The organism is Streptomyces sp. NPDC017890 (genome assembly GCF_044328675.1).
Taxonomy (GTDB): Bacteria; Actinomycetota; Actinomycetes; order Streptomycetales; family Streptomycetaceae; genus Streptomyces.
In genome coordinates, this window is the sequence record NZ_JBIRHU010000050.1 from 1 (window position 1) to 13,867 (window position 13,867).

Sequence of the window (13,867 nt, forward strand, 5' to 3'; positions counted from 1 at the left end):
GGGCGCGCCCCCCGGGCGGGGCCCCCCGGCGCCCACCTGGGGGGGGGGGGGGTTTTTCGCCCCCCCCCCCCCCCCCCCCCTCGATTCGCGACTGTCTCCAGTCGGGACGACAGGATTTGAACCTGCGACCCCTTGACCCCCAGTCAAGTGCGCTACCAAGCTGCGCCACGTCCCGTTACCCGCCTGACCTGGGGTTTCCCCTGGTCGAACGCGCAGGAAAACCATACCGCACTCGGGCCCGTGGTCGCGCATCGCTTTCCGGGACATGGTCCGTCAGCCGGCACTGGTCCGCGCGGGACCGCTCGGGCAGGGCCGCGGTGCGGCCGGAGCCGGCCGCACCGTGTGGACCCGCACCGGTCCGCGTGCCGCCCGTATCAGGAGCGCGGCGGCGCGGTCGGCGAAGCTCCTCGCGCCGGGGACGAGCAGCACGCGGGCGGCGGAGGCGGCCGGGGCGGCGAGGGCCTGGCCGACCGGCATCATCGCGAGCGAGCCCGCCACGTCGTGGGCGTGGACGTGGTTGAGGACGTCCGGCGGGATTCGGGTCTGCGCGCCGGTCGCCCACGTCATGCCCCAGAAGGACATGCCGGCCCCGGCGACGGCGGCACCCGAAGGGGTCTCAGCCTCCGGTCGGCAGCCCCAGCCGGGGGTGGGCCTCCAGCAGCCGTGTGGGGGCCGCCTGGCGCCAGGAGTCGGCGAGGATGTCACGCAGCTCGTCCTCGCCGTCGAGGGCCGCGAGGCGGGTTCGCACCCAGGCGAACTGGGCCTCGTGGCCGGCGATCCAGAACTTCTCCGGTTCGGCCAGCACGAGTTCGTCGCGCTCTTCCTTGGGGCAGCGCACCGCGATGGAGGTCTCGTCCTCGGGCAGTGTGGCGAACATCTTCCCCGCGACCCGGAACGTGGGCATGCTCCAGGCGGTCTTCTCCGTCGTGTCCGGCAGGGACAGGGCGATACGGCGTACGTCTTCTGCGTCCGGCATGTGAGGCACCGTAGCCGCCGCCACTGACAATCACCCGGTGACGGCCGGGGCGCCGAGCCGCTTGAAGTAGAGCGTCGTCGGGCGCAGTTCACCGCCCGGGTCCGCCGCGTAGTCGGGGATCGTCCCGGCCCGGGTCCACCCGGCGGAGCGGTAGAGGTGTTCGGCGGGGCTGCCGGTCTCGGTGTCCAGGTGGAGCAGGGTGATGCCGGCCGCCACCGCCGCCTCCTCGGCGGCGGTCAGGAGCCTGCGGCCCAGACCCCTGCCGCGGGCCGGGCGGGACACCATGAGTTTGACCAGCTCGGCTCGGTGGCGGCTGTTGGGCTTGTCGGGCAGGGCGAGGCTCACGGTCCCGATCACCCGCTCCCCCTCGCGCGCCACCCAGACGGCGAGCCGCCCGGCGGCCACGGCGGCGGCCCGCCCCCGCCACCAGGCGACGGCCTCCGCCCGGTCGAGCGGTGCGAGGAAGCCGATCGACGCACCGGCCTCGACGGTGTCGGTCAGCAGGCCGGCCAACGGCTCCAGGAGCTCCGTCAGCCGGCACTCGTCGACGCGGCTCACGGTCACGGCAGCACCACCGCCAGCGCGTAGCGCGCGTCCTCGGGCCCGGCGCAGCGGAACCTCGTGGGCCCCCACACCCGCATCCGCAGGCAGTCCCCGGTGCCGAGACGATGCCCGACGTCCTGCGCCGTCACCTCCAGCGCTCCGTCCAGGACCCAGATGTGCTGTTCCAGGCCGGGTACGGGAGGCCGGTCGTAGGCGATGTCGGCGCCGGCGGTGAGCCGTCCCTCGACGAGTTCGCCGCGCAGTCCGGCGTGCGGCGGGGACACCGAGCGGCGTACGAACCCGGCCGACCGGTCCTCCCACAGTGGCTGCTCGGCGGCGCGTACCAGCAGCGCCGGTTCCGCCTCGACCTCGCTGAGCAGCCTGGACATGGTCCGTCCGTAGACCGCGCACAGACGGTTCAGGAGGGAGGCGGTGGGGCTGGTCTCCGCCCGCTCGGCGCGGGAGAGCGTGGACCGGCTCACCCCGGTGCGTTCCGCCAGCTCCTCCAGCGACCAGCCGTGTTCCGCCCGCAGTTCGGTCAGCCGGGCGGCGAGCCGGGCGTCCACGGGATCGGGAGCGCCATCGATGTCTCTCATGAACGGGAAGCTATCCCGAATATGAGACGGCCCTGTTGCCGAACCCTCACGTCCGGGCCGCCTCGTCGAGTGCGTCCAGGACCGGGCGGATCAGCGGGTGCTCCTCGGCGCCCCGGCGTACGGCGGCGAAGACACGGCGGGTGGGCGCGACCCCGTCGACCGGACGGACGACCACGCCCGTGAGGTCCGTGCCGTGCAGCGCCGAACGCGGGACGAGCGCCACGCCGACATCGGCCGCGGCGAGGGACACCACCGCGCGGAAGTCGTCCGAGGAGTGCTCCATGCGGGGCTGGAAACCGGCGTGCTCGCAGGCCAGAACCACGACGTCGTGGCACGGGTTACCGGGGTAGGGGCCGATCCACGGATCCTTGGCCAGCTCCGCCAGCGGCACCTCGTCGGCGTCGGCGAGGCGGTGGGCGACCGGGACGACCGCGTCGAAGGGCTCGGCGTACAGGGGGACGTGGGTCAGGCGCGGGTCGTCGGCGGGCGGCGCCCCGCGGTACTCGACGGCGACGGCCACGTCGACCTGCCGGTCGAGCACCATCGGCAGGCTGGCGTCGCCCTCCGCGTCCTGGACCCGGATGCGGATGCCGGGTGCCGACTCGGCGAGGCGGGCCAGCGCGGGCGCGACGACCAGGGCGATGCCGGTCGCGAAGGAGGCGACCGTCACGGTGCCGGCCTCGCCCGAGCTGTACGCGGCGAGCTCGGCCTCGGCCCGCTCCAGCTGGGCGAGGACGGCGTTGGTGTGGCTGAGCAGGATCTCGCCGGCCGGGGTCATCCGTACACCCTTGGCGCCTCGCTCGACCAGGCGGTGGCCCGTCTCCTGCTCCAGGGCGGTCAGCTGCTGGGAGACCGCCGACGGGGTGAGGTACAGCGCGGCGGCAGCCGCCGTCACGGTGCGGTGGTCCGCCACCGCTCGGAGGATGTGCAGCCGCCGCGCTTCGATCACGGGATCGATTCTCTCACCCGCCGCACCTGCGGCACCCGTGGCCGCAGGTCACGCCGGTCTCAGGCGTCCAGCTCCGCGCGCGCCGCCACGAAAGCGTCCACGGCGCGGTGCACGTCGTCCGTCGAGTGCCCGGCGGACAGCTGCACACGGATGCGGGCCCGGTCCTGCGGGACGACCGGGTACGAGAAGCCGATCACGTACACCCCGCGCTCCAGCAGCAGCTCCGCCATGCGGCCCGCCCGCGACGCGTCGCCGATCATCACCGGCGCGATGGCGTGGTCACCGGGGAGGATGTCGAAGCCCTCCTCCGTCATCCGGCGGCGGAACAGCGCGGTGTTCTCGGCGAGCCTCACGCGCAGGTCGTCGGCCGATTCCAGCAGGTCGAGCACCTTGAGGGAGGCGGCGGCGATCACCGGGGCGAGGGTGTTGGAGAAGAGGTACGGCCGGGAACGCTGGCGCAGCAGGGCGACGATCTCGGCGCGGGCGGCGACGTAGCCGCCGGAGGCGCCGCCGAGCGCCTTGCCGAGGGTGCCGGTGATGATGTCGACGCGGTCCATGACGCCGTGCAGTTCGGGGGTGCCGCGCCCGCCGGGGCCGACGAAGCCGACGGCGTGCGAGTCGTCGACCATGACCATGGCGTCGTAGCGGTCGGCCAGGTCGCAGATCTCGGCGAGCGGAGCGACGTAGCCGTCCATGGAGAAGACGCCGTCGGTGACGATCAGCTTGCGACGGGCGTCGCCGGCGGCCTTGAGCTGGGCTTCCAGGTCGGCCATGTCACGGTTGGCGTAGCGCAGGCGCCTGGCCTTGGACAGGCGGATGCCGTCGATGATCGAGGCGTGGTTGAGGGCGTCGGAGATCACCGCGTCCTCGGGGCCGAGGAGGGTCTCGAAGACGCCGCCGTTGGCGTCGAAGCAGGAGGAGTAGAGGATCGTGTCCTCCTGACCGAGGAACGCGGAGAGTCGGGCCTCCAGTTCCTTGTGGACCTCCTGGGTGCCGCAGATGAAGCGCACGGACGCCATGCCGTATCCCCAGCGGTCCAGCGCCTCGTGGGCGGCGGCGACGACCTCGGGGTGGTCGGCGAGACCGAGGTAGTTGTTGGCGCAGAAGTTGAGGACCTCGCCGGGACGGCCGCCGGCGGTGACGTTCACGGTCGCGGACTGCGGGGTGCCGATCACGCGCTCGGGCTTGTGCAGGCCGGCGGCGCGGATCTCGTCGAGGGTGGCGCGCAGGTCGTCGCGCACGGAGTCGAACATCTCAGAAGCTCCTAGGAAGGCAGATGACTTACGCGGTCCAGTCGAGGATGACCTTGCCGCCCTTGCCGCTGGCAGCGTCGGCGAACGCGGCTTCGAAGTCGCGGTGGGAGTACCGGCCGGTGATCACGGGGGCGAGGTCGAGGCCGCCCCCCAGCAGCACCGACATGGCGTACCAGGTCTCGAACATCTCGCGGCCGTAGATGCCCTTGACGGTGATCATCGAGGTGACGATCCGGGCCCAGTCGACCGGAAACTCCTCGGCGGGCAGGCCGAGCATCGCGATCCGGCCGCCGTGTGTCATGTTGGCGATCATGTCGCGCATGGCCTCGGGGCGGCCGGACATCTCCAGGCCGATGTCGAAGCCCTCGCGCAGGCCGAGTTCGCGCTGTCCGTCGGCGATGGTCGCCCTCGAGACGTTCAGGGCGAGGCTCACGCCGACCTTGAGCGCCAGGTCCAGGCGTTCCTCGCTCACGTCGGTGATCACGACGTTGCGTGCCCCGGCGTGCCGGGCCACGGCGGCGGCCATCAGGCCGATCGGTCCGGCACCCGTGATCAGGACGTCCTCGCCGACCAGCGGGAAGGACAGGGCGGTGTGTACGGCGTTGCCGAACGGGTCGAAGATCGCCGCGACGTCGAGGTCGACGGGGACGCGGTGCACCCAGACGTTGGCGGCGGGCAGCGCGACGTACTCGGCGAACGCCCCGTCCCGGCCGACGCCGAGCCCGACCGTGGCGCGGCACAGGTGGCGTCGTCCGGCCAGGCAGTTGCGGCACTTGCCGCAGACCAGGTGGCCCTCGCCGCTGACCCGGTCGCCGGCCTTGATGTCGGTGACGTCCCGCCCGGTGTCGACGACCTCGCCGACGAACTCGTGCCCGACGACGAGCGGGGTACGGATGGCCTGCTGCGCCCAGCCGTCCCAGGCCCGGATGTGCAGGTCGGTGCCGCAGATGCCGGTGCGCAGCACCTTGATCAGTACGTCACCGGGTCCGATGACGGGCTCGGGGACGTCCGCGAGCCGCAGCCCGGGCTCCGCCTTCTCCTTGACCAGCGCCTTCAACGCTACGGCTCCTGACGGGTGAGGTCCCGGCGCCGGGCATGCCGAAGCAGCCCGCGTCCGGGGAGGGGAGGGAATCGCAGGACAATCTGCCGTACGGCGCCGTGCCGGGTCCATCGAGCCTTTCTTAAGCCCGGTCGCAGCTTTCCTTCACGCCCTCGCGCACGTACCGCCCTTAGCGCCCTGGTTCCCTTCGCATCCCTCGCGCCCGTTGTGCCGTCGCCCGGCGGTTCACAGCGGGAGTCCGTCCTCCGCACTGCGTTCGATGCGCCGTACGAGGTCGGCCGCGGTCGACTTGATCGTCGCCAGGCCCGTCCTTCCCCAGACCCGGGGCCGCACGTCGGCCGCGGACACCGTGCCCAGCACCGTCCCGGTGCTGTCGATGAGCGGGGCTCCGAGGTAGGAGCGGATGCCGAACTCGTCGACGACCGGGTTGCCCGCGAAGCGCGGATAGTCGCGCACGTCCTCCAGGACCAGCGCCTTGCGCCGGACCACCACATGCGGGCAGAAGCCGTGGTCACGGGGCTGGACGCGGCCGAACTCCGGACTGGTGCCGTCCCCGCGCGTCACCGGTGGGATCTCGGGCACCGTCAGGCCCGCGAAGAACTGCCCGCCCTCGACCAGGAAGTTGACCATCGCGTACGGCGCCTCGGCGAGACGGGCGAGATGGCCGGCGAAGGCGTCGAGGGCCGGATCCGGACGTTCCGCCAGACCGAGCCGGCGCAGCCGTCGCACCCGGGCGGGGGCCTCCCGGTCCTCGGGGGTGAGCAGCAGACGTCCGGCCGGGCGCGGCGGGTCATAGCTCATGGGCGGGCTCCGTCGCTGGGGACGTGCGTCATGTGCGGCTCCGTGGCGGTGTGGGCGGGGATCACCTGCGCATGCCTGGGCATCACCTGCGGGCGCCGTACCCCGTCGTGGGGGCCGGTGTGTGGGCGATGAGGTGGCGTACGAGGGTGAGCAGGGTCTGGATGCCGGAACTGGAGATCCGGGCGTCGCAGCGCACGATCGGGATCTCGGGATGGAGGTCCATGGCGGCGCGCACCTCCTCGGGGTCATAGCGGTACGAGCCGTCGAACTCGTTGACGGCGACGACGAAGCCGAGTCCGCGCTCCTCGAAGAAGTCGACGGCGGCGAAGGACTCATCGAGGCGGCGGGTGTCGGCGATGATCACCGCACCGAGCGCGCCCTCGCACAGCTCGTCCCACATGAACCAGAACCGTTCCTGGCCGGGCGTTCCGAACAGGTACAGCACGTGTTCCGGGTCGAGGGTGAGGCGGCCGAAGTCCATGGCCACGGTTGTCTCGAGTTTGTTCTCGATTCCGTCGAGGTTGTCGGTCGCGGCGCTGACGGTGGTGAGCAGTTCCTCCGTGCTCAGCGGCGCGATCTCGCTGACCGCGCCGACGAAGGTCGTCTTGCCCACTCCGAACCCGCCCGCCACGAGGATCTTGAGCGCGGTGGGGAAGGGGTCGGTGTCGTGGCCGGCTCCTGGGCCGGATCCGTGGTCGTAGTCAGAGCTGTCGTCGTAGTCCATCGAGCACTGCCTCCAGAAGGGCCCGGTCCGTTGGGTTGTGGTGGAACGCGGCGGGGGGTTTGGTGGTCAGCGCGCCGCAGTCCACGAGGTCCGACAGCAGCACCTTGGTGACTGCCACCGGAAGCCGCAGATGAGCGGCGAGCTCGGCGACCGGGAGGGGGGCCCGGCACAGGTCGAGCGCCTGCGCGTGCTCGGGACCGAGGTAGCCGAGGGGGGTCGACCCCGTGGCCATGACCTGGGACATCAGGTCGAGCGCGACGGTGGGCCGGGTACGGCCGTTGCTGACGGTGAAGGGGCGCACCAGCCGTCCGGCCGCGTCGTCGAGCCAGGGCCCGTCGCCGGCCGCGGCCACCCTCAAGGCCTCATCGCCGGGGGTTCGGCTGCGTGCTGTCGGGGTGCGGTCACCAGGTAGGGGCGGACGCTCTTGACCAGCATCGCCATCTCGTAGCCGAGTACGGCCGCGTCGGCCTCACGGCCGGCCAGCACGGCGAGGCAGGTGCCGGAACCGGCGGTGGTGACGAACAGGAGGGTCGAGTCGAGCTCGACGACGACCTGCCGCACGTCACCGCCGTCCCCGAAGCGGACTCCGGCGCTGCGACCGAGCGAGTAGAGCCCGGAGGCCAGGGCCGCCATGTGGTCGGCGCTGTCCGCGTCGAGGCCGTGCACGGACTTCACCAGTCCGTCGCAGGACAGGAGCACCGCGCTGGAGGTGTGCGGCACGCGCTGCACGAGGCCGCTCATCAGCCAGTCGAGATCGGATACATGGCCGGTCGGCGCGTCGCTCGCCATGGTGGATCGACTCCTTGGGGTACGAAGGTCTGCGGGAGCGCTGGTCGTGGTGGTGGGGGTGATGAGGGGGAGGAACCTGGGGGTGGTCGCGGGAGTGGTCATCCGGCCGGGTCCCTGTGGGTCGGCTCCATGTGCGGCGACACCATGTGGGTCGGGGCCGGGGGGGCCGGGGCTGTGTGGGCCGGGGCTGTGTGGGCCGGGGCTGTGTAGTCCCGACCCACGTGGGTCGGCTCCACCAGGGCCGGCTCTGCGTGGCGCGGCACCATGGGGGTCGACTCCGTGGGGGTTGACTCCATGCGCTGCTGGGCCTCCGCGAGGCCGATGCCGCGCTGGAAGGCCGCCATCAGTCCGGGGTCGTGGCCGGCGTGCTGCTCGGGCTCCTGGCGCGGTGCGGGGCCGCCGCGCAGCTGGGGTGCGATGTGCTCCTGAGCACGGCGGCGGGGCAGTTGGGGCTTGCCCATGGTGCCGCGCACCACGCTGTGCCGCGGGACGGGCGGGGTGGCGGCGTGCTCGGCGAGGACGCCACGGTCCTCGGCGCGGACACCGGGCACGGCGGCGGCCGGGGTGGGCCGGTCCCGGTGGGCGCCGCGGACGGGCAGCGGCACGGGTTCGCCGCTGTCGGCCCCGCGGACCACGGCCGGCGCGGGAACTACGGGGGCGGGGGCGGGAGCAGGGGCGGCCGCGGCGGGAAAGGGAGCGGCGGGGGCGGGAAGGGGGGTCGGCCCTGCTGGAACCGGCGCGGCGGGAGCCGGCGGCACCACGGTGGCCGCGGGGCTCTGCTGCTGCCGGAGCGGCGGTGCGGGCACCGGCTCGGTCCCGGTGACCTCCGCCGGCCCGGCCACGCTCCCGGGTAGGGCGCCCGGCTCCGTACCCAACAGGGCCTGCGGTACGACCAGTACGGCCTGGACTCCGCCGTAGATGTTGGTCTGCAGGCGGACGGTGATGCCGTGCCGCTTGGCGAGCTGGGAGACGACGTACAACCCGATGCGGCCGTCCGCGAGCAGGCGGGCGACGTTGACCTGGTCGGGGTCGGCGAGCAGGGCGTTCATCCGGCTCTGTTCGCCGACGGGCATGCCGAGTCCGCGGTCCTCGACCTCGACGGCGAGGCCCGAGGTGACGAGGTTGGCGCGCATCAGCACCTGGGTCTGCGGGGCGGAGAACAGGGTGGCGTTCTCGACGAGTTCGGCGAGCAGATGGATGACGTCGGCGACGGCGTGGCCGCGCAGGGTGCCGTCGATCGGCGGGACCAGCCGGACGCGTGAGTACTGCTCGACCTCGGCGATGGCCGAGCGGAGCACCTCGGTCATGTCGACGGGGTTGCTCCACTGGCGGCGCGAGACGGCGCCGCCGAGGACGGCGAGGTTCTCGGCGTGCCGACGGATGCGGGTGGCGAGGTGGTCGACGTGGAAGAGACCCTTGAGGAGATCGGGGTCCTCGATCTCGTTCTCCAGCTCGTCCAGGATGGAGATCTCCCGGTGCACCAGCGACTGCAGGCGCCGGGCGAGGTTGACGAAGACCTCCAGCTTCTGTTCGCTGCCCGCCTGGCTGGAGAGCTGGGCGGCCCTGACGACGGCGGTGACGGCGCCGTCGTGGGCGCGGGACAGGTCTGCGGCGAGCAGTTCGAAGTCGTCGGCGTCGTCCGGCGGTCCGCCGCGCGGCTTGTGCCGGGGCGGAGTCTCGCCGCGGCGCAACGCCTCGACCACGGCACGCAGTTCACCCTCTCCGCGCGCGGTACTGCGGCGCAGTGCGCCGACGCGTTCGTGCACTGACCGCGCGACGCGGTCGGCCGCGACGGCGGCGATGACCACGGCCGCAAGGGTCACCGAGACGGCGCCGGCGAGCACGACCCACAGCACGAGGCCGGGCCGGGTGCCGGTGGACCGGACGGTGAACAGGACCACCGCACAGGCGCTGAGGGCGACCGCGACGGGCGGCAGCACGGCGAGACGCAGGAGTGGGGGCCGTATGTGGGTCTCGGGCAGCGCGGGGGCGGTCCGTGAGGCCGGCCGGCCGTGCCGTCCGCCCTCACGGCGGTCTGCTCGCGCGGCCGGGGCGCGGAGGTGAGACATCGGGGTCCTCGTACTGGTCCGTTGGTCCGTCGGGCCCGGATCGGGCCCTGGTGATCGCGCGTGGTGGCGGATACCACGCGGCCACGTGACGCCACGCGGGCACGCGTCATCGCGGTGTCGGCCGAACGGACCGGGGGTTCTGGACCGGCCCTACGTCACCCGACGGACACTGACAGTAGCCGCCTGCGCATCCTGTGCGATGGGCAGTTGGCAAAGTCCCCCGGGCAACGTCCCGCTCTGGTATGAGACCTCGTACGACAGCCCGATAAGCCGGTGAAGCTTCCGCTCCGGAAGCAGCGAAGACCGGTCCGGTTCGATCAAGTCCAGTCACTGGGAGCGACGGCGGCGGCGCATGTCCGGCCCGGCGCGACCCCGAGCCGCTCTGCGACACCCGGGCGGTACCCCTCCACCAGGATCTCCGCGCGCGCCGCCAGCGCCCGCACGGTCAGCGGTCCTTCGGGCGACTTGAGGTCGACCAGGACCGAACGCTTGTTGCGGTTGGTCACGTCGTGGGCCGGGTCGCCGGCGAGCGGTGCGGGTCCGGGACGGCCGACGCCCGCCAGCTCGACCACGCGCACGCCGTCCAGCGGCCCGGCACTGCCGCGGCCCTGGAAGTCAGGCCGACGACGCCATGCGTTGTCAGTGCTGCCCCATACAGTGAAGCCATCATCCGAACGGACTGGAGTCCACGCCGGGTTGCGCGAGCCCGGTGTGAGACGCCTGCCGACGGAAGAGGGCGTTCCGTGACTCCCGTGGCGATCCGTTCGTCACGCGGTGCACGCCGACGCTCGACGACTCGACTTGGACTGCTGAAACATCAACCGGCTCGCCTTCATCAGGAAGCCGCGTCTCCGCAGGGCACCGTCGCGGTCCCACGGGGAAACGAACGGAAGGGGATTGGCGCGATGAGCGCAACGGTCAAGGACCGCCTCAAGAAGCACTTCGTCAACCACGTCGCTCTCGTCATCGACAAGTCCGGCTCGATGAGGGGCCATTCGGAGCAGCTCATCCGTGTGGTGGACGAGTTCGTGAAGGGGCTGAAGGAGGAGTCCGACAGACTCGGCCACGAGACCCGGATCAGTCTCTACGCCTTCGACCACCTGGTCGAGAACCTGGTGTGGGACATGGACGTGAAGCACCTGCCGTCCATGCGGGGCCTGTACACCGTCGAGAACGGCGCGACCGCACTGATCCAGGCGTCGGTGAAGGCGCTCGACGACCTCGGTCACATATGGGAGGAGTACGGCGAGCACAGCTTCCTCCAGGTCGTCGTCACCGACGGCGAGGAGAACGCCTCCGGCGCGGACAGGACGGGCTCGCGCCACGACCACCTTCCCGACGGCCGCGCCGTCCTGGAGTCGTGGCGGAGCAGAATCGGGGAGAAGATGAACAGCCTGCCCGATCACTGGACCTCGGCCATCATGGTGCCGAACTCCCTGGCCAAGCGCACCGCTCAGCAGTACGGCTTCCCGACGGGCAACATCTCCATCTGGGACGCCGACTCCGCCCAGGGCGTCGAAGAGGCCATCGGCACCGTCAAGTCGGCCGCCACGAGGTTCCTGCGGGACCGTGAGCAGGGGGTGCGCGGAACCAGGAACCTCTTCGCGATGGGCCAGGACCTCAGCACGGCCGACGTGAAGTCCAGCCTTCAGTCCCTCGACGCCGGCAAGTACGTACTGATCCCCGTGGACCAGCAGACGTCGATCCGCGATTTCGTCACCAGCGCCGGGCACCCGTACAAGACCGGTTGTGCCTTCTACGAGCTCTCCAAGCGCGAGAAGATCCAGGCCAAGAAGAAGATCGCCGTGGCGGAGAAGGATCCCGCAACCGGCCGCATGACCGGAAAGGTGTTCACCGGCCCCGCCGCCCGGCAGCTCCTCGGCCTGCCGGAGACGGAGGTGACGGTGGCCCCTGGGAGCAACGCGGCATACACCGTGTTCGTCCAGTCGACCTCGGTCAATCGGAAGCTGGTCCCCGGAACCAAGCTGCTCGTCCTCCTGTAGCCGCGGGCCGCGTTCGGCGCCGCGTCAGGGGTCTGTGCGTCAGCGGCGGTCGTCCTGGCCGTCTGGGCCGGGAATACCGTTCAGAGGTGCAGGGGCGCCGGGGGTGCCCGATGGCACGGAACGGGCGAGCGTGAGGCCGAGCCGGCGCAGCCGGAGGAGGAGCGGGCCGCGACGGCGGCGCGGGTGAGCATGGTGGGGGCGAGCACCTTGACGTGGAACCGACGGCGGCTTCGTCACCAGGATCCACCTGCCCTGCGAACAAGGGCAGCGGCCGCTGTCACTGCTGTTCACCGCAGGCCGGCGAGGTGACAGCCCCCAGTTCGCCGCCGCCTTGGAGAGCATCCGAGTGCCCCGCACCGGACCCGGCCGTCCTCGGGCCCCCGCCCACCGCGGGTACTGCGTGGCGAAGCGTAGTCCGCCTCCGCCGACCGAGCTTGGGCACGTGCTCTCCCGGGCGGCGGCCCGCCGGGTGAGGGGGATCAGTCGTCGAGGGCGTCCATCACCTTGCCGAGGTCGACGAACTTGAAGTTGGTCGCAGGCCGGTCACCGTCTCCGGGGGCGTCGTGTCCGTCCTGGACGACGAGGAGACCGTTGGGGTACTTGGAACCGAGCTGAGCGTTCAGCGCGGCGGCACCGTCGCACTCCTCGGACCCGTCCAGGGTGCCGCTCGCGGGTGCGACCCGGAAGCCGCCCTCGTACTCGTTGGCGTCCTCCAGCTCACGGTCATAGGCGGCGAAGGTGTTGTCGCCCTGGCTGGAGGCGAGCAGGTAGCCGTCGCCGTCGGACTCGGTGAGCAGGGTCAGACCCTCGACGTCGGCGGCGATCCGGGTGCCGCCGTAACCGGGGTCGGCACCCAGTGTGCACTCCTCGGTCTCCTCGTCGTACACCCCGGGAACGCCGTACTCGCGGACCTTGTCGACCAGTTTCGGCGTGCCCGTGAGGTCGGCGCGCAGGCGCCAGATGCCGACGTCCTCCTGGCCGGCGTACAGAGTGCCGTTGGCGGGGTCGACGACCATGCCCTCGACCTGAGGCAGTTCGTCGGGTTCGGCGCAGGGGGACCATGAGGTGCCGTCGGGCAGCCGGAACGCGGAGGGCAGGTCCAGCGTACGGATCTCGCGGTACGTGACCTTGCCGTCCTTGGCCGGGATCAGTTCCAGCAGCGCGATGCTGGTTCGCTCGCGTCGGCTGACCAGCGCGTAGGACTTGCCCGTGGCAGGGTCTGTCCAGGTCGCGAGCCCGTACGCGGTCCGCTGGTCGTTGATCTCGGCCTGGTCCTGGGAGAACACGGGCGGGGCGGCGGGGTCGGTGACATCGGTCAGCGGGCCACCGGCACGCTCGCGGTCGATGCGGTAGAACCGCAGGCGGTCGTGGCCGCGGTCGCTGGTGACGGCCAGGTCGGTCCGTCCCGAGGAGAGCCGCAGGCCGTGGACGAGGTCCACGTTGTTGAAGCGGCCCGGGGCGTCGTCCTCGCCGGCGGCGGGCGGCGCGGCTATCGACTGCACCAGCCGCGCGTCCAGGTCGTACACGCGCAGACCGCCTTCCTTGGCGGTCGCGACGACCAGACTGCGGCCAGGGGCGGCGGTGTTGCGCCAGATGGCGGGGTCGTCCGCGTCGGCGTTGCCGCCGGCGTCGTCGTCGTGCAGCACCGGCGTCTCCGCACGGGGCAGCACGGCAGGCAGCGGGCTGCCGGAGGTGCGGTGCTGGGCCTGGGCCTGGGCCGGTACGGCCACGGCCGTCGCCGCGAGGGCCGTGGTCACGGCCAGGACGACCGACCGGACGATGGAGGAGCGCGTCACCTGGTTCTCCTTCTGCAGGGGGCAGTTGATCCTGCGGAAGTCTCGGCAACGCTCCTGTCCGTACGGCAGCCGCCACAGGCGGGTAACGTCGATTCCAGATGTACGAGCGGTAAAGAGGCGTTCGACATACCGTGCAGGCGGAGGAACGCGTCGGCGCCATGTGATCTCGCCCCGCACCGGCGGGGGGGCCCGGGGGGGGGCCCCCCCCCCCCCCGGGGGGGGGGGGCGGGGGGCCGGGGGGCGCCGGGGGCCGGGGGGGGGGGCGCGGCCGGGGGGTTTGGGAGAACGGGGGGGGGGCGCCCCCCGCG

At 72.2% G+C, this 13,867-nt stretch carries 14 protein-coding genes, 1 tRNA gene and 1 pseudogene; 1 reads left to right on the plus strand and 15 read right to left on the minus strand.

Translation table 11 applies throughout. From position 1 onward, the window contains the following. Window positions 1-101: 101 nt before the first annotated feature. The 14 genes and pseudogenes from ACH4F2_RS34575 to ACH4F2_RS34640 all read right to left on the minus strand — a co-directional run. Window positions 102-175 (minus strand) — tRNA-Pro (locus ACH4F2_RS34575). A gap of 98 nt (window positions 176-273) precedes the next feature. Continuing rightward, window positions 274-567 (minus strand): hypothetical protein, encoded by a 294-nt coding sequence (locus tag ACH4F2_RS34580; protein ID WP_398136680.1) that lies wholly within the window; start codon window positions 565-567, stop codon window positions 274-276. 49 nt (window positions 568-616) lie between these two features. Beyond that, complete coding sequence (locus ACH4F2_RS34585) at window positions 617-976, minus strand: MmcQ/YjbR family DNA-binding protein (RefSeq protein ID WP_398136681.1); 360 nt, start codon at window positions 974-976, stop codon at window positions 617-619. A 30-nt stretch (window positions 977-1,006) separates the two neighbouring features. Continuing rightward, window positions 1,007-1,540, minus strand: a complete 534-nt coding sequence (locus tag ACH4F2_RS34590; protein ID WP_398136682.1) for a GNAT family N-acetyltransferase — start codon at window positions 1,538-1,540, stop codon at window positions 1,007-1,009. Beyond that, window positions 1,537-2,115 carry a helix-turn-helix domain-containing protein gene (locus tag ACH4F2_RS34595; RefSeq protein WP_398136683.1) on the minus strand — a complete coding sequence of 193 codons (579 nt, stop codon included), beginning with the start codon at window positions 2,113-2,115 and terminating at the stop codon, window positions 1,537-1,539. Before ACH4F2_RS34595 ends, ACH4F2_RS34590 begins: the two co-directional genes overlap by 4 nt. A 46-nt stretch (window positions 2,116-2,161) precedes the next feature. Continuing rightward, window positions 2,162-3,064 (minus strand): LysR substrate-binding domain-containing protein, encoded by a 903-nt coding sequence (locus tag ACH4F2_RS34600; protein ID WP_398136684.1) that lies wholly within the window; start codon window positions 3,062-3,064, stop codon window positions 2,162-2,164. A gap of 59 nt (window positions 3,065-3,123) precedes the next feature. Next, a complete protein-coding gene (locus ACH4F2_RS34605; protein WP_398136685.1) occupies window positions 3,124-4,317 on the minus strand; it encodes a glycine C-acetyltransferase in 1,194 nt (397 codons plus the stop codon). Between the two features lie 28 nt (window positions 4,318-4,345). Then, a complete protein-coding gene (tdh, locus tag ACH4F2_RS34610; protein ID WP_398136686.1) occupies window positions 4,346-5,374 on the minus strand; it encodes an L-threonine 3-dehydrogenase in 1,029 nt (342 codons plus the stop codon). Window positions 5,375-5,602: 228 nt separating this feature from the next. Beyond that, window positions 5,603-6,178, minus strand: coding sequence for a GAF domain-containing protein (locus tag ACH4F2_RS34615; RefSeq protein WP_398136687.1), 576 nt, complete (start codon window positions 6,176-6,178; stop codon window positions 5,603-5,605). A gap of 82 nt (window positions 6,179-6,260) precedes the next feature. After that, window positions 6,261-6,902, minus strand: a complete 642-nt coding sequence (locus ACH4F2_RS34620; RefSeq protein WP_398136688.1) for a GTP-binding protein — start codon at window positions 6,900-6,902, stop codon at window positions 6,261-6,263. After that, window positions 6,880-7,254 (minus strand): DUF742 domain-containing protein, encoded by a 375-nt coding sequence (locus tag ACH4F2_RS34625; RefSeq protein WP_398136689.1) that lies wholly within the window; start codon window positions 7,252-7,254, stop codon window positions 6,880-6,882. Before ACH4F2_RS34625 ends, ACH4F2_RS34620 begins: the two co-directional genes overlap by 23 nt. Window positions 7,255-7,256: 2 nt before the next feature. Beyond that, window positions 7,257-7,691, minus strand: coding sequence for a roadblock/LC7 domain-containing protein (locus ACH4F2_RS34630; protein ID WP_398136690.1), 435 nt, complete (start codon window positions 7,689-7,691; stop codon window positions 7,257-7,259). Between the two features lie 98 nt (window positions 7,692-7,789). Further along, the gene (locus tag ACH4F2_RS34635) at window positions 7,790-9,760 is read right to left on the minus strand and encodes a sensor histidine kinase (RefSeq protein ID WP_398136691.1); all 1,971 of its coding nucleotides are present in this window, start codon (window positions 9,758-9,760) and stop codon (window positions 7,790-7,792) included. Window positions 9,761-10,104: 344 nt separating this feature from the next. Further along, a pseudogene (locus ACH4F2_RS34640) lies at window positions 10,105-10,338 on the minus strand (CoA transferase); the annotation flags it as partial. A 327-nt stretch (window positions 10,339-10,665) separates the two neighbouring features. Here ACH4F2_RS34640 and ACH4F2_RS34645 point away from each other — a divergent pair. Then, a complete protein-coding gene (locus ACH4F2_RS34645; protein ID WP_398136692.1) occupies window positions 10,666-11,763 on the plus strand; it encodes a VWA domain-containing protein in 1,098 nt (365 codons plus the stop codon). Between the two features lie 479 nt (window positions 11,764-12,242). On the opposite strand, the gene ACH4F2_RS34650 is transcribed toward ACH4F2_RS34645, so the two are convergent. Then, window positions 12,243-13,559 (minus strand): phytase, encoded by a 1,317-nt coding sequence (locus tag ACH4F2_RS34650; RefSeq protein WP_398136693.1) that lies wholly within the window; start codon window positions 13,557-13,559, stop codon window positions 12,243-12,245. Between the last annotated feature and the right edge of the window lie 308 nt (window positions 13,560-13,867).